The 17,077-nt window shown below is 70.7% G+C and carries 18 protein-coding genes; 11 read left to right on the top strand and 7 right to left on the bottom strand.

Translation table 11 applies throughout. The features are described from left to right. Positions 1–609: a Maf family nucleotide pyrophosphatase gene (locus ABIE65_RS03630; RefSeq protein ID WP_354075559.1), complete on the top strand. Its 609-nt coding sequence runs from the start codon at positions 1–3 to the stop codon at positions 607–609. Beyond that, positions 606–1,979, top strand: a complete 1,374-nt coding sequence (locus ABIE65_RS03635) for a ribonuclease E/G (protein WP_354075561.1) — start codon at positions 606–608, stop codon at positions 1,977–1,979. Before ABIE65_RS03630 ends, ABIE65_RS03635 begins: the two co-directional genes overlap by 4 nt. Before the next feature lie 267 nt (positions 1,980–2,246). On the opposite strand, the gene ABIE65_RS03640 is transcribed toward ABIE65_RS03635, so the two are convergent. Both ABIE65_RS03640 and ABIE65_RS03645 read right to left on the bottom strand, forming a co-directional pair. Then, positions 2,247–3,815 carry a DHA2 family efflux MFS transporter permease subunit gene (locus tag ABIE65_RS03640; RefSeq protein WP_354075563.1) on the bottom strand — a complete coding sequence of 523 codons (1,569 nt, stop codon included), beginning with the start codon at positions 3,813–3,815 and terminating at the stop codon, positions 2,247–2,249. Next, entirely contained in the window at positions 3,815–4,915 is a 1,101-nt protein-coding gene (locus ABIE65_RS03645; protein ID WP_354075564.1) for an HlyD family secretion protein, read from the bottom strand. The genes ABIE65_RS03640 and ABIE65_RS03645 overlap by 1 nt, the downstream gene beginning before the upstream one ends. 118 nt (positions 4,916–5,033) lie before the next feature. Between ABIE65_RS03645 and ABIE65_RS03650 the strand changes: the two genes are divergently transcribed. Beyond that, complete coding sequence (locus tag ABIE65_RS03650) at positions 5,034–5,666, top strand: TetR/AcrR family transcriptional regulator (RefSeq protein WP_354075566.1); 633 nt, start codon at positions 5,034–5,036, stop codon at positions 5,664–5,666. Between the two features lie 13 nt (positions 5,667–5,679). On the opposite strand, the gene ABIE65_RS03655 is transcribed toward ABIE65_RS03650, so the two are convergent. After that, positions 5,680–6,714: a fasciclin domain-containing protein gene (locus ABIE65_RS03655; protein WP_354075567.1), complete on the bottom strand. Its 1,035-nt coding sequence runs from the start codon at positions 6,712–6,714 to the stop codon at positions 5,680–5,682. Between the two features lie 174 nt (positions 6,715–6,888). Between ABIE65_RS03655 and ABIE65_RS03660 the strand changes: the two genes are divergently transcribed. The 3 genes from ABIE65_RS03660 to ABIE65_RS03670 are packed head-to-tail and all read left to right on the top strand — an operon-like array spanning position 6,889 to position 8,945. Next, positions 6,889–7,914: a hypothetical protein gene (locus ABIE65_RS03660; protein WP_354075569.1), complete on the top strand. Its 1,026-nt coding sequence runs from the start codon at positions 6,889–6,891 to the stop codon at positions 7,912–7,914. A gap of 30 nt (positions 7,915–7,944) precedes the next feature. Further along, positions 7,945–8,325, top strand: coding sequence for a hypothetical protein (locus tag ABIE65_RS03665; RefSeq protein WP_354075570.1), 381 nt, complete (start codon positions 7,945–7,947; stop codon positions 8,323–8,325). Between the two features lie 53 nt (positions 8,326–8,378). Then, positions 8,379–8,945, top strand: a complete 567-nt coding sequence (locus tag ABIE65_RS03670; RefSeq protein ID WP_354075706.1) for a LysE family translocator — start codon at positions 8,379–8,381, stop codon at positions 8,943–8,945. Between the two features lie 16 nt (positions 8,946–8,961). Here ABIE65_RS03670 and ABIE65_RS03675 read toward each other — a convergent pair whose 3' ends face one another. Next, positions 8,962–9,459: a MarR family winged helix-turn-helix transcriptional regulator gene (locus ABIE65_RS03675; RefSeq protein ID WP_354075572.1), complete on the bottom strand. Its 498-nt coding sequence runs from the start codon at positions 9,457–9,459 to the stop codon at positions 8,962–8,964. A gap of 142 nt (positions 9,460–9,601) precedes the next feature. Between ABIE65_RS03675 and ABIE65_RS03680 the strand changes: the two genes are divergently transcribed. Genes ABIE65_RS03680 through ABIE65_RS03695 form a run of 4 tightly spaced genes read left to right on the top strand, consistent with a single transcriptional unit; the run spans position 9,602 to position 14,263 of the window. Continuing rightward, complete coding sequence (locus ABIE65_RS03680) at positions 9,602–11,068, top strand: efflux transporter outer membrane subunit (protein WP_354075573.1); 1,467 nt, start codon at positions 9,602–9,604, stop codon at positions 11,066–11,068. Beyond that, positions 11,065–12,357: an efflux RND transporter periplasmic adaptor subunit gene (locus tag ABIE65_RS03685; protein WP_354075575.1), complete on the top strand. Its 1,293-nt coding sequence runs from the start codon at positions 11,065–11,067 to the stop codon at positions 12,355–12,357. The genes ABIE65_RS03680 and ABIE65_RS03685 overlap by 4 nt, the downstream gene beginning before the upstream one ends. Next, positions 12,354–13,064: an ABC transporter ATP-binding protein gene (locus ABIE65_RS03690; RefSeq protein WP_354075577.1), complete on the top strand. Its 711-nt coding sequence runs from the start codon at positions 12,354–12,356 to the stop codon at positions 13,062–13,064. Before ABIE65_RS03685 ends, ABIE65_RS03690 begins: the two co-directional genes overlap by 4 nt. After that, positions 13,061–14,263 carry an ABC transporter permease gene (locus ABIE65_RS03695; protein ID WP_354075578.1) on the top strand — a complete coding sequence of 401 codons (1,203 nt, stop codon included), beginning with the start codon at positions 13,061–13,063 and terminating at the stop codon, positions 14,261–14,263. The genes ABIE65_RS03690 and ABIE65_RS03695 overlap by 4 nt, the downstream gene beginning before the upstream one ends. Before the next feature lie 42 nt (positions 14,264–14,305). Here the strand turns inward: ABIE65_RS03695 and ABIE65_RS03700 are convergent, their stop codons facing one another. Continuing rightward, positions 14,306–14,953, bottom strand: coding sequence for a GntR family transcriptional regulator (locus tag ABIE65_RS03700; RefSeq protein ID WP_354075580.1), 648 nt, complete (start codon positions 14,951–14,953; stop codon positions 14,306–14,308). A gap of 189 nt (positions 14,954–15,142) precedes the next feature. On the opposite strand from ABIE65_RS03700, the gene ABIE65_RS03705 reads away from it, so the two are divergent. Continuing rightward, on the top strand, positions 15,143–15,547 hold the full coding sequence (locus ABIE65_RS03705) for a nuclear transport factor 2 family protein (protein ID WP_354075582.1): 405 nt from the start codon (positions 15,143–15,145) through the stop codon (positions 15,545–15,547). A gap of 207 nt (positions 15,548–15,754) precedes the next feature. On the opposite strand, the gene ABIE65_RS03710 is transcribed toward ABIE65_RS03705, so the two are convergent. Together ABIE65_RS03710 and ABIE65_RS03715 are read right to left on the bottom strand one after the other, a co-directional pair. Next, complete coding sequence (locus tag ABIE65_RS03710) at positions 15,755–16,270, bottom strand: EF-hand domain-containing protein (protein WP_354075583.1); 516 nt, start codon at positions 16,268–16,270, stop codon at positions 15,755–15,757. A gap of 304 nt (positions 16,271–16,574) precedes the next feature. Next, on the bottom strand, positions 16,575–17,075 hold the full coding sequence (locus ABIE65_RS03715) for a metallophosphoesterase (protein ID WP_354075585.1): 501 nt from the start codon (positions 17,073–17,075) through the stop codon (positions 16,575–16,577). Positions 17,076–17,077: the final 2 nt, after the last annotated feature.

Genomic DNA, 17,077 nt, shown 5'->3' on the forward strand with positions numbered 1-17,077 from the left:
TTGAGCCCAGCAGAGGGGGCGCCCGCCCGCGCGCGCCTGATCCTGGCTTCCGCCTCGCCCCGCCGCGTCGACCTGCTGGCCCAGGTCGGTATCGTCCCGGACGCGGTCGATCCCGCCGACATCGACGAGACGCCCCTGCCCCGCGAGCTGCCGCGCCAGCACGCGGAACGGCTGGCGGCGGCGAAGGCGCATGCCGTTGCCGCACGTCATCCCGGCGCCTTCGTCCTGGCGGCGGATACGGTCGTCGGCGTCGGCCGCCGGATCCTGCCGAAAGCGGAGGACGAGGCCACGGCGCGCGCATGCCTGGACCTGCTGTCGGGCCGGCGTCACCGCGTCTATGGTGGCATCGCCCTCGTCTGTCCCGACGGAACGCTGCGCCGGCGCACCGTCATGACCATGGTCGCCTTCAAGCGCCTGTCCCGTGCCGAAACCGACGCCTACCTCGCCGGCGGCGAATGGCGCGGCAAGGCGGGCGGCTATGCCGTCCAGGGCGCCGCGGCCGCGTTCGTGCCGGCGATCAACGGCTCCTATTCCAACGTCGTCGGGCTCGCCCTCTGCGAGACGGTGGGCCTGCTCCACGGCAACGGCTTCGTCGCGGCGCCGGGATGAGCCGCGGCGGCTTCCACCTGCCGCCGGTCGACACGGTCGTCGTCTCCGTCTCGCCCGGCGAAATCCGCGCCGCGGCGCTGCGCGACGGCAGCCCCTGGGATCTGCTGATCGCGCGCGACCACCGCCCCGATCGCACCGGCAGCATCTATCTGGGCCGAGTCCGGCGCGTCGAACCGGCGCTGGCCGCCGCCTTCGTCGACATCGGCGAGGGCGAGGCCTTCCTGCCGCTCCGCGGCGGCGCCGTCCACGAAGGCCAGGCGATCCCCGTCCAGATCGTCCGCGAGGCCATCGCCGAGAAGGTCGCCGAGGCCTCGATGCGGCTCACCTTTCCCGGTCGGCGCCTCGTCCTGACACCTGGGCGGCCCGGTGTCGCCGCATCGCGCCGCATCGCCGACAAGGCGGAGCGCGCGCGGCTCCAGGCCATCGTCAAGCGGCTCGCCACGCCTGCCGAGGGGGTGATCGTGCGTGCCGCGGCCGCCGGATGCGAGGAAGACGGCCTCGCGACCGAGCTTCGGCATCTGCGCGACCTGCTGACGGCCGTCCAGGGCGCCGCCGGACGGGCCGCGGCGCCGTGCCGCCTGCATCGCGACCTGCCGCCGCTGCTGCGCTGGCTGCGCGACGAGGTCCCGGCCGGCGTCGAGCGCATCGTCGTGGACGATGGGACGACCCTGTCGGCGCTGCGGGCCGAGGCAGGCCGCCTGGGGCTGCCCGCGCCCGAGCGCCACGCCGGGGCCGCGGCACTGTTCGAGACGCACGGCGTCGAGGCGGAAATCGACAGTGCGGCACCCGGCGAGGCGGCGCCGCTGCCGTCGGGGGGCCGCATCTGGATGGACCGGACCCGCGCCCTCACCGCCATCGACGTCGATACCGGGGCCGGCACGCATCACGGTCGCCAGGCGGATGCGCTGGCGGCGGCGAACGCGGAGGCAGCGGTGGAAGTGGCGCGGCTGGTCCGCTTCCGCGGCATCTCCGGCCTGATCGTCGCCGACTTCGCCGGCGCGCCTGCAGGGGCTGCGGCCGAGCATCTCCACGCCACCCTGTCCGCCGGCTTCGCCGACGACCCGGCCCAGGTCCGCATCCTCCCCGTCTCCCAGCTCGGCCTCGTCGAGATGAGCCGCGAACGGCTGCGCACGGCCCTGCCCGATCTTCTGGGCGCGGAGACGACCGCCCTCGCCGCCCTGCGCGCCGTCGTCCGCGCCGGGCCCGTCAAGCCGGTGCTGACGGTGTCGCCGGCGGTCGCCGCGTTGTTGGGCGGCGCACTGGCTCCGGCACGCGGGGATGCGGAGCGAAAATTGGGCGGGTCGCTCGGCATCCGGTCGACCACGAATATCGCGCCGGACCGCTTCACGATTTCGAACGGCGAAATCTGACGGCGTCGCGTCAATCTGGCCGACCCAACCGATTGATGAGATGCTCTCCGTTCAACCGGGACGAGATCAGATGCGGATATCGGTGATCCTCGACGACGAGTTGGTCGCCACCGCGAAAGCCATGGCCGGCACGAAGCGGTTATCCGCCCTCGTCACTCAGGCACTCGAAGCTCTGATCGAAAGGGAGGCAGCCCGCAGGCTCAGCCGACTCGGCGGAAGCGAGCGCGATCTTCGGCCCGTCCCGCGCTGGAGACAGAACCACACCCCTCAATGCGCGTCGGCGACCGCCTGCTTCGGCTTGCGGATCAGGGGCATCAGCAGCAGGGCCCCGAAGAAGACCATCGACATCAGCAGCAGCGCGTCGTTGAAGGTCATCACCGTCGCCTGCTGGTTGACCATGCCGCCGATCGTCTTCATCGCCGCGGCGGTGGCATCGCCGGCGATGCTGCCGTCGAAGCGGCCCGCGAGGCTCTCGATATAGGCCGCCACCTCCGGCCGGGCGCCGTTGACGCTCTCGACCAGCCGCGCCCAGTGCAGCGCCATGCGGTCGGTGATGATCGTGTTGATCACCGCGATGCCGACCGCGCCGCCCAGGTTGCGCATCAGGTTGTAGAGGCCGCTGGCGTTCTTGATCCGCTCCGGCGGCAGCGTGCCGAGCGCCAGCATGTTGATCGGCATGAAGCACAGCATCAGGCTGACGCCGCGGATCGCCTGGGGCGCGAACAGCTCCCAATAGCCCCATTCCGCGGTCATCGCGGTGCTGAGATAGACGCCGGTGCCGAACAGGCTGAGCCCGAGCGCCAGCATGATCCGCGGATCCATGCGCCGCATCATGACACCCGCGATCGGCGCCGACATGAACTGGAAGATGCCGGTCACCATCATGACCAGCCCGATCTCCAGGCTGTCGTAGCCGCGCACGCGCGCCAGGAACAGCGGCACGATGTAGACGGCGCCGTAGAGGCCGATCCCGAGGATGAAACTGTAGAGGCAGCCGACGCTGAAGTTCCGGTCGGCAAAGGCCCGCAGGTCGACGATCGGGTTCTTCACGCGGAAGGCGCGCCACAGGAAGACCGGCCCCGCGACCGCCGCCGTCATCGCCAGCAGCGTGATCGTCCGGTCGTCGAACCAATCGTCGCGCGGCCCCTCTTCCAGCACGAACTCCAGGCTGCCGAGGAAGAGGGCGAGCAGGCCGAGGCCGGCGAAGTCGAAGCCGCGCAGCAGCGACCAGTCCGGCTTGTCGAAATCCGCGAGGATGAAGACCGCGACCGCGACCAGGACCCCGGGCACCAGGTTGATCAGGAACAGCCAGTGCCACGAGAACATCTGCGTCAGCCAGCCGCCGAGCGTCGGCCCGATAGTCGGCGCCATCGTCGCGACCAGACCGATCAGGACCGAGGCGCTCGCCCGGCGCTTCCCGGGGAACAGGATGAAGCTGGTCGCGAACACCGTCGGGATCATCGCGCCGCCCAGGAAGCCCTGCAGCGCGCGGAAGACGATCATCGACGGCACGTTCCAGGCGATGGCGCAGGCGAAGCTCATCGCGGTGAAGCCCACCGCCGAGACGACGAACAGAATGCGGGTGGACAGCAGGCGCGCCAGGTAGCCCGACACCGGGATCATCACGACCTCGGCGATCAGGTACGAGGTCTGCACCCAGCTGATCTCGTCGGCACTGGCGCCGAGGCCTGCCTGGATCTCGGTCAGCGAGCTCGCGACGATCTGGATGTCCAGGATCGCCATGAACATGCCGAACACCATCGCCAGGAAGCCGGCGAGTTCGCGCGCGGACAGCGGCCGCTCCGCCTCCGCAGCCGCGGCAGACGCTCCGGGCATCAGCGTGCGTCCGCGGCATACGCCTTGGCGAACGGCGACAGCGAGGCCGTGCCCGTCGGCGTCATCGCCATGCCCTCGGCGCGGGTGTCGACCGACACGACGACCGAGAGGCCCGGCCGCAGCATCCCGGCCAGCGGGTCGCCGTTCTCGATGCGGATGCGCACGGGAACGCGCTGCACGATCTTGGTGAAGTTGCCGGTGGCGTTCTCCGGCGGCAGCAGGCTGAACTGCGACCCGCTCGCCGGCGCGAAGCTCTCGATCCGGCCGCGCAGGGCGTGGTCGGGGAAGGCGTCGACGTCCACCTCGACCGGCTGCCCCGGACGCATGTGGCCGATCTGCGTTTCCTTGAAGTTCGCGACCACATAGACGTCGGACAGCGGCACCACGGACATCAGCTGCGTGCCGGCCCGCACATACTGTCCGAGCTGTGCCCCGCGATTGCCGACGACGCCGTCCACCGGCGCGCGGACCACGGTGTTGTCGAGGTCGGTCTGCGCCAGCGCCACCGCGGCGCGCGCCCGCTCGATCTGCGCCTCGGCCTCCTTGCGCTGGGTCTGCAGCACGGCGATCTGGTCGTGCGACGCCGTCGCCGCCGCCAGTGCCGACTTCAGCGCCGCGTCCGCCTTCTGGCGGTCGGCGTTCGCCGCCTCGAAACGCTGACGCGTGACGTAGCCGCGGTCGATCAGCTTGCCGTAGCGCGCGACATCGCCCGCTGTGCGCGTCAGCTCCGCGCGGGCGCTGCCGACGCTCGCCTCGGCCTGCGCGATCATCGCCCTCTGCAACTCGATCTGGCTGTCGATGCGGGCGACCGCGGCCTGCTGCGCCACGACGTTCGCCTGGGCCTCCTCGACCTTCTGGCGGAATTCCGTCGGGTCGATCACCGCCAGGACCGTACCCGCCGGAACCTGCGCGTTTTCGGCAACGGGCAGGTCCTTCAGATAGCCCGCGACCTTCGGACTGATCACCGAGATGTCGCTCTGCACGTAGGCGTCGTCGGTGCTCTCGTGCCAGCGGCCCTCGGTCCACCAGTACCAGCCGCCGCCGACTGCCACGAGGAGCGCGATCATCGCGACCATGCCGACCACTATCCGCTTGCGCATGACTTCCGTCCCGACCATCTCGACCCTGAACGAAACTGAACGGTTCAGTTCAGATGCCAGACATTGGGCATTGCCCGCCACGGCGTCAACGCCCAACATGCCGGTCCCCGGAGGATTGATGCAGACCGTCGCGAGCCCAGCCATCCAGCGCAGCCCGAAGGCCGAACAGGTCCTCGACGCCGCCGCCACGGTGTTTCTCGAGCAGGGATTCGGCGCGGCGAGCATGGATGCCGTGGCGCAGGCGGCCGGAGTCTCGAAGGCGACGGTCTATGCCCACTTCGCCGGCAAGGACGCCCTGTTCGCCGCGATCGTCGAGCGCGCCTGCCGGCGCTACGCCGAGATCCTGGGCAGCCCCGACATGGGCGAAGCGGATGTCGCGGCAGTCCTCCGATCCGTCGGGAGCAACTTTCTCGGCCTGCTGCTGAGGCCACAGACCCTGGCCATCTTCCGCGTCGTGGTCGCCGAAACGCCGCGCTTTCCGACCCTCGGCCGGGTCTTCTTCGAGTCCGGGCCGCGCCGCGTGCTCGAGCGGGTGGAGGGCTTCATCCGTACGGCTTCCGACAAGGGGCAGCTGAGCGTGGCGGACCCGCACCGCGCCGCCGAGCATTTCCTTGGCCTCTTGAAAGGCGAGTTGCACATGAAGATGGTGCTCGGACTCACCGAAGAGGTCTCACCGCGGGAATTCGACGCGACCGTGGATGCGGCCGTGTCGACGTTCCTGCGGGCCTACGCCCCGAGAGCCGAAGCGTAGGCCAGCGGCAGGGTTATTCGGCCGTCTGGTAGCGGCTGAGGTCCGCTTCCTCCGCCCGCTCGATCGCCGCGGCATCGATATCGGCGATGAGCAGCGGCTGCCCCCTCGCCACGGTGATGTCGGACCAGGGGACGACGATCAGCTTGCCGAACATGCCCAGGAAGCCGGAGAAGCGGACGAGCACCACGTCGATATCGCCCGTCTCCGGCGACAGCACGACGCCTTCCACCACGCCCTCTGCGTCGCGGCCGCGGCTGACGACGCTCATGTCCTCCAGTTCCTCGGCGGTCAGCGCGGCGGGCCTCGCCGCACCGTCGGCCGGCGGCTGCCCCTCCGCGCGCGGCCGCTGGTCGGGACGTACCGCGGTCGTGGTCTGGGACTCAGGGACATAGGTGTAGACCTTGACGGGGCGACGGTCCGTGGGCGCCGGCTGCGCCGTCTCTTTCGGCTGAGCCGAGGACTGCCCCTGGGCCGACCCGGCTTCGTCGCGCGCCGGCGTCGTCTCCGGCCGCGGCGCCGCCGCACCCGTCGCAGCATCGGCGACCGCATCCTGTATCTCGAGCGCGTTCACCGGCAGCAGCACCGCGTCGATGGTATGGACGACGCCGTTGTCAGCCTTCAGGTCTCCCCGCACCACGCGGGCCGCCTCGCCGGCCGGCGGCAACGGTCCGCTGAAGATCGTCAGGCTGTTCCGCTCCCAGGTGACCTGCAGTTCGCCACCCGCCGCCGTCTTCAGCGTCTTCGGAATGTCGTCGGACGGCAGGACCTTGCCGCGGATGACATGCTGGCGGACGATCGGCCGGAGCGCCTCCCGCTGCACGTCGGCCAGACGCTGCCGCGTCTCCGGCGGCATCCGGTCAAAGGCGGCGTCGCTCGGCATGAAGACGGTGTAGGGACCGCCGCCGCTCAACTCGCCGGCGAGGCCGGCGCGTTCCACCAGGGCGACGAACCGGCTGTGGCCGGACTCCTGTCGCGCGACCTGCATGAGATCGGCCGCAGTTGCGGCACTCGGCGCGACGGCGATCAAGGCGATTGCTGCTCGCCACATGTGAACCTCCCGTTACTGGTTGAGAGACGCAACAGGATCCGCAGCAGTCCGTTCCCGGAATCGACGCGTGCCACAACGATGTCCGTGCCATTCCCGGCTGTGACACACGGCATATCGGCCCCCGCGGTTTCGGCGTAGGCTGATCGCGGTTGCGTCACTGGGGAGCAATCGGCCGTGGCTGTTCGTCCGCACTGGCTCTGCATCGTCTTTGCCGCCGCCGCGCTGGCGGCCTGCAGCACGACGGCCGACCGTGGCGCCGCCCTCGGGCTCGCCGAAGCGGGCGTGACGGCGGCGGTCGAGATGAGCGAGGAGGCCGCCGCCAGCCGCACCGCCTTCCTCGACGACGGACGGCGTGCCGACCTGCTCTTCTATCTCGGACGGGCGGCGGCACCGCCCGCCGCGGTCCCGACCGGCGAGATCGCCCGCACTTCTCCGGCGCGGGCGGCGAACGAGGAGACGCGCCGCAGGATCGCCCTCGTTCTGCTCCAGCGCGAGCAGGCGATGGACGCGCTGGCGCGGGCCTATGCCGAACTGGGCGCTCTCGCCGCCGCCGACCCTGGCGCCGACGTGCGGACCGCCGTCGGCACCTTCACCGAACGCGCGAACGTCTTTATCGCCGCCGTCGGCGCCCTCCCGGGGGTCGGCGCGCTGCCGCTGATCGGCTCGCTCGGCGCGACCGCCGCCGGCGAAGGCTTGGCTCTGGTCGCCGAACGGCGGCAGCGGGCGGAGGTGAAACGCACCAGCGCCGAGATCCGCACGGCGCTGCTGGCGGTCGCCGCCGCCGTCGAGGCCGAGCGCGACCATGCCGCGGCGATCCGGCAGGGCACCATCGGCACCAAGGCCAGCCTCCGCGCCGCGCTGATCGAAGCCGGACTCGCCGACCATGCGGCCACGGTCGCGACGGTCGCCGACCTCTCCGGCAGTGCGTCGCGCGAGGATGCCGTCGAACGGCTCGAAGGACCGAGGGGCGAACGGCTGCGCGCCGCGCTCGACGGCTACCAGAAGACCGAACAGGCGCGCGACGCCGCCGTGGTCGCCGCGGCGTACGAGACGCTGATCGCCGCCCTGCGCGCCCTGGTCGACGAGCACCGTAAACTGGAGGCCGACGCGCCGGTCGACGCGACGCTGATCCGCCTCTGGGCCGCCCGCGTCGAGGAGATCGCGGGCCGGCTCCGCGCCGCCGGCCATGCCGGCGGCTGACCGTCACCGCACCAGCCCGGAGGCCGCGCGATGCCGAGCGACAGGACGCCTCAGACCCCAGCGCCCCCTTCTGCCGCACCCACCACGCCGAAGCAGCGCATCGACGCCGTGACGCACTACTGGCTCGACGTCATGGGCAACTACTACCGGGACATGGCCGCGACGACGACGCCGGCCGAGGCGCGCGCCGTGGAGGACAACTACAACGCCGCCGAACGCCTCTATCTCGACGCCATCGAGTGCGGCCTGAAGGGCACCGACCCGGCGGCCGACGACGCCTGCGCCGCCCTCCACGAGGCGGCCCGCGCCCTCGCCGAGGCCCGTGCCCGCGTCGACGCGATCAGCGTGATCCTGGCCAGCCTCACCCTCTGCACCGAGGCTGCCACCAGTCTCGTCAGGTCGGCCGCATAAGCGCGGCCGTCCTGCTGGCGGGCGTCTTCGCCGTCTTCATCCCTGCCCTGCTGCTGCCGGGACCGGACTTCATCGCCGTGGTGCGATCCGCGATGACGCGGGGCAGCCGGGCGGGGCTGCTGACCGCCCTCGGCGTGTCCTGCGGCCTCGCGCTCTACGCCACGCTCAGCCTGCTCGGCCTGTCGGTGGTGCTGGCGCAGTATCAGTGGCTCGCCTGGGCGGTGCGCATCGTCGGCGGCGCCTATCTTATCTATCTCGGCATCCGGCTCCTGACCGCTCCGGCCCGGCCCGTGGATCTCGCCGAGGCGGGCACCGCGCCGCCCGGCCGCGCGCTCGTGTTCGGCTTCGTCGTCACCCTGACCAACCCGAAGGCCATCGTACTCTTCGCCAGCGTCTTCGCCACCGCGACGACCGCGCAGACGCCGGTGTGGCTGATGGCGGTGATGGCCGGTCTGGTGTTCCTGAGTTCGCTTCTCTGGTACACGGCCGTGGCCCTCTTCATGTCCTCGCCGCCGGTCATGCGGCGCGTCCGAGATGCGCGGCACCTGATCGAGCGCGCGGCCGGCCTGTGCTTCGTGCTGATCGGGGGCCGCATCGTCGCCGGCGCACGATCGCTCTGATGGCGTTGGCGCGCGATCACGCCTCGACGACCGCGAGGAGCCTGCGGAGCAGTGCCGCGAGTGCTTTCATCTCCTCGGCCGAGCACCCTTGCGACAGCAGCGCGGTGTCCGAGGCGAGCACGTCGGCCATCGCCCGCTCGGCCATGGTGCGGCCGGGCTCGGTCAAACGCACCAGACGACTGCGCCGGTCGGCTGCGTGAAGGGTCCGCGCTACCAGCCCCCGGCCTTCCAGGCCGCGCAGGATCTTCGTCAGCCCGCCCGAGGACACAAGGATCGCGCCATAGAGGGCCGTCGGCGACAGTTCGTGCGGCGGGTCGGCGCTGCGCAGGGCGGCCAGCACCTCGAATTCGCTGAAGGTCAGGTTCCGGCGCGCCAGTGCCCTGCACGCATTGTCCTGGACGAGGCCACCGAGGCGGTAGACGCGGATCATGGCCTCGCTGGTCGGCGTGACCGCCTCCGGCCAGTTGCACCGCATGCGCGCCAGCAATCTCTCGGCGGTCTGCTTCTCGGGCACTCGACGCTCCCATTAGCCCCCGGTCAGAAATCGCTTTCATCAACCATAGCAGCTTCATATCTCTTTCCAGAAAGATATCAGCCGGGCCGGTCGGGGGAGACGGCGGGCCGAAGCTGAGGCCAGGACAGGCCCGGGACAGGCAATGAGACGACCGATCAGGTGGAGCGGGCGCAACACGTCTGCGAAGCCACTCCCCCGCGCCGCAGCGGGCATCGCCCTGGCGATGCTCTGCGGATGCGCCGCCGTAGGGCCGGACTACCAGCCGCCGACGGTCCAGGGTCCCGCCCAGTGGACCGTCGTCTCGGAGAGCCGCGCGGCGGATCCCGCCGTCCTGGCGCAATGGTGGCGGGAGTTCGACGACCCTGTTCTGAACGGCCTGGTGGCCGACGCGCTCGCCGCCAATCTCGACCTCGCGACGGCACGGGCGCAACTGCGCGAAGCGCGCGCCCAGCGCATGCTGGCCGGCGCGCAGTTCGGGCCATCGGTCGAGGCCTCGACCTCCGGCAGCCGCAACAAGTCGAGCCGCCAGGCCGGCCTCGGCACCACCACCGAACTCTACAGCGCCGGCTTCGACGCCAGTTGGGAGGCCGACCTGTTCGGCGGCCTGCGGCGCGGCGTCGAGGCGGCCGAGGCGGACGTCGGCGCCAGCGTCGAGGACCTGCGCGACACGCGGGTCTCGCTCGTCGCCGAGGTGGTGATCAATTATGTCGACCTGCGCACGGCCGAGCGGCGCCTCGCCATCGCCCTGGACAGTCTCGCCTCGCTCGGCGAGATCTATGACCTGGCACGCTGGCGCCAGCAGGCGGGGCTGGTGTCGGAACTCGACGTCGCCCAGGCGCTGACCGAACTGGAGAGCACCCGTGCCGCACTGCCGGCGCTGCGCACGGCAGCCGTCGAGCCGCGGAACCGCCTCGCCGTCCTGCTCGACGCCAGCCCGGAAGCGATGCAGTCGCGGCTCACCGCGACCGGCGCCATCCCTCTGCTGGGCCGCGAAGCCGCCGTGGGCATTCCCGCCGACACGCTGCGCCGGCGCCCCGACGTGCGATCGGCCGAACGCAGCCTCGCGGCGCAGACGGCGCGGCTGGGCGAAGCGGAAGTGGCGCGCTATCCGAGCTTCGGCCTGTCCGGGTCGATCGGGCTGGAGGCGCTGACGCTCTCGACCCTCGGGGGCGGCGGCAGCGGGCTCTATTCGCTGGTCGCCTCGCTCACCGCGCCCGTGTTCGACTCGGGCCGAATCGCCGCGAACATCGAGACCCAGGACGCGCGGCTGGAGCAGGCGCGGCTCGCCTACCGCGCGACGCTCCTGACCGCCGTCGAGGATGTGGAGAACGCCCTGACCGCCGTCGCCAACACGGCCGAGCGGCGCGAACAGCTCGGCCGGGCGGCGGCGACGGCGCGCGCGACGCTGGACCTCGCCGACCAGCGCTATGCCGGCGGGCTCGTCGACTTCCTGACCGTGCTCGACAGCCAACGCACCCTGCAGGACCTGGAAGACCAGCAGGCCGTCAGCACCGGCGAACTCGCCCAGGCCCAGGCCCAGCTCTACAAGGCGCTCGGCGGCGGCTGGACGCCCGACACCGACCCCCAGACGCCGAGGACCGGCTCGTGACCGACAGCACCAGGACCGATGCCGGCGCCGACGCCGGCCTCGCCGCACTCGTCGCCCAGCACGGCAGGCGCCGCGGGCGCCGGCGCTGGATGACGGCGGCGGTGGTCCTCCTCGCCGCACTCGCCGCCGGCTATTTCCTGTTCGGCCGGAACGGCGCCGAAGAAGGGCCCGGCTACGTCACGCAGCCAGCCGCCCGCGGGCGTCTGGTGGTGACGGTGACCGCGACGGGCAACCTGGAGCCGACCAACCAGGTGAGCGTCGGCAGCGAACTGTCCGGCACCGTGACGGCCGTCTACGTCGACGACGACGACCGCGTGACCAAGGGGCAGGTACTCGCCGAACTCGATCTCTCCACCTTCGAGGACACCGTGGCCAAGTCGCGCGCCACGGTTGCCGTCGCCGAGGCCGGCCTGCAGCAGGCCAAGGCCACCGTCGCCGAGGCACGGGCGAAGCTCAACCGCTATCGGCAGGTCGCCAAGCTGTCGAACAACAAGGTCCCCTCCAAGACCGAGATGGACACGGCCGAGGCCGAACTGGCCCGTGCCGTGGCGACCGTGGCGAGCGCCGAAGCGAGCATCATCGAGGCCAAGGCGACGCTGCGCAGCGACGAAACCAAGCTCGGCAAGGCGAGGATCCGCTCGCCCATCGACGGCGTGGTGCTGGAGCGCTCGGTCGATCCCGGACAGGCGGTCGCGGCGTCCCTCCAGGCGGTGACGCTGTTCACCCTGGCCGAAGACCTGTCGAAAATGGAGCTGAAGGTCGACATCGACGAGGCGGACGTCGGACAGGTGAAGGCCGGCCTGCCGGTCAGCTTCACGGTGGATGCCTGGCCCGACCGCAGGTTCGAGGCGGTGATCACGCGGGTCGGCTTCAACGCGACGGACAGCGACGGCGTTATTTCCTACCCGGCCGTCCTTCAGGTAGACAACAGCGACCTCAGCCTGCGTCCGGGCATGACCGGTACGGCCGAGATCACGACGGTGACGCGGGACGACGCCCTCCTGATCCCGAACGCGGCCCTGCGTTTCGAGCCGCCCGCGGAGCCGGCGGCAGCCGCTGGCGGGCGCGGCGTGATCGGTTCCCTCATGCCGCGCCCGCCGGCCGCCACGCGCCGTTCCCAGGTCACGGCGGCCGAGGACGGCAGCAAGCGTGTCTGGGTGCTGCGCAGCGGCGTGGCAGAGCCGGTACAGGTGCGGACGGGCGCCAGCGACGGCCGGTCGACCGAGATCGTCGGCGGCGATCTCCAGGCCGGCGACAGCGTCATCACCGAGCAGGCCGGCGGCCGATGACGGGCGGCCACCCGATCATCCGGCTCAGCGGCATCACGAAGACCTATGGCCAGGGCCAGGCCGCCTTCCAGGCGCTGAAGGGCATCGACCTGGAGGTGGCGCAGGGTGAGTTCATCGCCGTCATGGGGCCGAGCGGATCGGGCAAGTCGACGGCGATGAACATCATCGGCTGCCTGGATACGCCGAGCACCGGCACCTACGCGTTCCAGGGCATCCGCGTCGAGACACTGACGCGCGACCAGCGCGCGCTGCTGCGCCGCCACCTCCTGGGATTCGTGTTCCAGGGCTTCAACCTGCTCGCCCGCACCAGCGCCATCGAGAATGTCGAACTGCCGCTGATCTATCGCAGCGCGCCGAGCGCCGCACGGAAGGCCGCGGCGCGCGCCGCGCTGGCGCAGGTCGGGCTGGCGGGCTGGGAGCATCATACGCCGGCCGAACTGTCCGGCGGGCAGCAGCAGCGCGTCGCCATCGCCCGCGCCATCGTCACGGAGCCGACGGTGCTGCTCGCCGACGAGCCGACCGGCAATCTCGATTCGCGGACGAGCCGCGAGATCATGGAACTGATCACCGCCCTCAATCGCGACCGGGGGATCACCGTCCTCATGGTCACGCACGAGCCCGACATGGCGGAATATGCGAAGCGCATCATCCGCTTCGTCGACGGCCGGGTCGAAAGCGACCGCTCCCGCGCGGACGCCGCCCGATGATCTGGAACGCCCTCCTGCTCGCCCTGCGCGCCATCCGGCGCAACCTGATGCGGTCGTTCCTGACCGTGCTCGGCGTGGTGATCGGCGTGGCGGCGGTCGTGACGATGGTCACGCTGGGCAACGGCGCCACCCGCTCCGTATCCGACCAGATCTCCAGCATGGGCAGCAACCTGCTGATCGCCCTGCCCGGCCAGCGGTTCGGTCCCGGATCGGACAGCGCCGCGAAGTTCAAGGATGCGGACGTCGAGGCGATCCGCGATCAGATCCCCGCGGTCACGGCCGTGGCCCCCGTCGTGACCACCACGGCCACGGCGGTCTATCAGGCGGCGAACTGGTCGACGATCGTCAGCGGCAGCAACGACGACTATTTCACCGCCGGCAACTGGCAGCTGGCCGCCGGCCGGCCGTTCAACGACGCCGAGGAACGCTCCGGCCGCGCGGTCTGCGTGATCGGCGAGACCGTGCGCAGCAAGCTCTTCGGCCGGCAGAACCCCGTCGGCGCCGACATCCGGATCAAGCAGTTCACCTGCGAGGTCATCGGCCTGCTGAAGTCCAAGGGCCAGTCCGCGATGGGCTCGGACCAGGACGACACGGTGATCATGCCGCTGCGAACGGTGCAGCGCCGCCTCGCCGGCAGCCAGGACGTCAACCGCATCATGGTCTCGGTGCGCGACGACGCCTCGATCGACGGCGCCAAGGCCGGGATGACCAGCCTTCTGCGCGAACGGCGCAAGATCGGCGAGACCGAGGACGACGACTTCCAGGTCATGGACACGCGCCAGATCTCGGAGACGCTGACCGGCACCACCCGGATCCTGACGGCGCTGCTCGGCGCGGTGGCGGCTGTCAGCCTGCTCGTCGGCGGCGTCGGCATCATGAACATCATGCTGGTGTCGGTCACCGAGCGCACGCGCGAGATCGGCACCCGGCTGGCGATCGGCGCCCTGGAGCGCGAGGTCCTGCTGCAGTTCCTGATCGAAGCTGTCGTGCTGTCCAGCTTCGGCGGTGTGACCGGCATCCTCCTCGCCACCGCCGCCTCCATCGGCCTGTCGAGCCTGATGGGCATTCCCTACGTGTTCGACCCAGGCATCAACCTGCTGGCCTTCCTGTTCTCGGCCGCGATCGGCGTCATCTTCGGCTTCTTCCCCGCCCGCCGCGCCGCCCGCCTCGACCCTATCGTGGCGCTCCGGCACGAGTAGCGGCGGCACGCACGAAACCGGCCGCGGCAGCGGCCGAGATCGTCACGGCGCCCGGCGTCGGCCGCGCAGCCGCCGCACCAGACGCTCGCAGGCGTGCTCGCAGTGGAGCCGGCAGAGCGCCCCCACCTCCTCGGCGTCGCCCCGGCGGAAGGCCTCGAAGATTGCGACATGCTCGTTCTGGACCTGGTCGACGCTGCCGGTGACGAGTGCGCCGACGCGGATGTATCGCTCGACGTTGTTTCGCAGAACGACCATCATCCGAAGCAGGTGGGCGCGGCCGCAGGGCTGGAAGAGCCGGTCGTGGAACGCCCGGTTTCGCTCGGCGAAACTGTCGATGTCGGCGGTCGAGGCGATCGCCATGCCGTCCATCCGATGCAGCAGCGCTTCCAGTTCCGCGACGTCCTGCGCGGTGCGCCGTTGCGTCGCCAGAAAGCCTGCCCGTTGCTCCAGCATGCGGCGCAGGTCGAAGATCTCCTCGATTTCGTCCGGGTCGAGCGAGGCGACCACGTAGCCTCGCCGCGGGCGCTGCACCACCAAGCCCTCGACCTCGAGCCGGCGCAGCGCTTCGCGCACCGGCACCCTGCTCACGCCCAGTGTCGCCGCCAGGCTTTCCTGGCGCAGTGCCTGCCCCTCCTCCATCGCTCCGCCGAGGATTTCGTCGCGGAGCCACGCGTATGCCACGTCTGGCATCGTGGGCACGTCGGCGGGGGTACGGGGGAGGGCTCGCATGAGTGAAATATGAGGCTGGCCGAAGCGTCCGGTCAAGAATTGCATATTGTATCCAATTCGCGTTACCGTCCGCACGCTCCGGTCGCACCGGCTCGCACATCACCCGGCGGGAGCCGAGACGCCCACAATCGCTCGCAAGGGAGGCTAAGCATGTCCCAGAAGATCCCCGGCAGACCCGTGGACGAAGCGCTCATGAAGGAAGTGTCGGCGGCGTTCAACAGCCGCGATGCCGACCGGATCGCCAGCTACTTCGCCGACGACGCCGTGTTCTACCTGTCCCGCGGGCCGGAGCCCGTCGGCCGCGCCCTGCGCGGCAAGGAGACCATCCGCAAGGCGATGGCGGACCGGTTCAAGGTGATCCCCGACATGCGCTGGGAGCACAAGGAGTACATCTACGCTGGCGACTGTGCGATCTCGATCTGGACCGTGAAGGGCAAGAGCGCCGACGGCGACGACCTGAACTGCCAGGGCTGCGACATCTATCGCTTCAAGGACGGCCTGATCGTCGAGAAGGACACCTACTGGAAGATGGTCGAGCAGAAGGACCGCCTGTAGGGCGGCCGCTCCCAACCGGGACGGCGGAGGATCGCGAGGCGCGGATCCTCCGCCTTTTTCCCGCTCCGGCCGAGAGCGCCGTCGGGCGACCCGCTCGTCACCGTCGCCGCGCGGGCTGCCTCGACCCTATCGTGGCGCCGAGGCACGAGTAACACGGGACCGCGCCGGGGAAGCGCGACCCGCACTACCATGCCCGGTGCAGGCGCCTCAACGGCCGCGCATCTTCCGCGCCGGCCTTCCCGATCCATGCATGAAGCCCTGCATCTCCTCCATCGTCAGATTGCCGTCGTCGTCGCCGTCGGCAGCGTTGAAGATGCGTTCGTGCGCCGCCTGGAACTCCTGCTTCGACAGCGCCCCGTCGCCGTCCGCGTCCATCAGGGCGAACATGAGGTGCATCATGTTCGGGCCGCGCATGCCGCCATCTCGGGGCCCCATCCCCGCGCCGGGGCCGCGACCGCCCATCATGCCACCCTGACCCATGCCGGGACCCATACCCTGGCCCATCCCTTGGCCCATCATCGGGCATCCCTGCCCCATGGCCTCGCCCATCGGGCACCCCTGGCCCATCATGCCACGGCCCATCATGGCGCCCTGGCCCGTGGATGCGTCGTTCGGCGCCTCGGCCGCGGGCGCCGCAGTCTGTGCGCGGGCGGCCGTCGGCACACTGGCCAGGGTGGCCGTCAGGGCCAGGGTCGCTGCCCCGAGCATCAGATTCCTGAGCATCACATGCATCTCCTCACTCCTTCAGTTTAGCGGGCCGTGGCCGAACCGGCGGAAACGTGCCGCCCGGAAATCCGGGCGGCCCTGCGGCGGCGATCGTTGCGGGACAGGATCGGGCCGGCATGAGCCCCCGCCCCGCGTCACCCTCACTGCTCCAGTCCGATCCGGCGGCCGGGTGCGCGAGCGTCGGCGGTCTGGTCGCGGCACCAGAACTCTATAGCACTGCCGAAGTTCCGATCTCTTGATCTCGGTCAAGTCGGGCGAAGCTGCGGGGGGTGCGGACGGGATCGTCGCGCGGCGAGCAGCCTCAGCGGCGCCGCGACGGCCGCATCTCGTCCAGCGTCACCGGCCGGAAGTTCCAGCAGTCGACGCCGACGTCGATCTGCCGCGGCAGGCCCTTCAGGCGGCCGTGGCTGTGGCCGTGCAGGTTGACGACGCCCTTGTGCATGCCGTTCCACGACCGGAACGGGTAGTGGCACAGGACCAGCCGCGCCTCGTCCACGGTGATCTCGGCATAGGGGGTAACGCTGGTCCAGCCGCGCAGGCGCAGCGCCTCGTCCTTGTCGTTGTTGCCGACGACCAGATGCTTGATGCCGTTGAGGCGCGCCAGCAGCGCCTCCATCTCCGGCGCCGGCACCCGCACGGCGAAGTCGCCCAGATGCCAGACCTCGTCGTTCGGTCCGACCGTCTCGTTCCAGCCTTCGACCATCGCGGCGTCCATCTCCGGCACGCTCGCGAACGGCCGCTTGAATAGGCTGCGCGCGCCGGCATGGCCGAAGTGGGTGTCCGCGGTGAAGAAGACCGTCACCG

Source organism: Constrictibacter sp. MBR-5, from assembly GCF_040549485.1.
Classification (GTDB): Bacteria; Pseudomonadota; Alphaproteobacteria; order JAJUGE01; family JAJUGE01; genus Constrictibacter.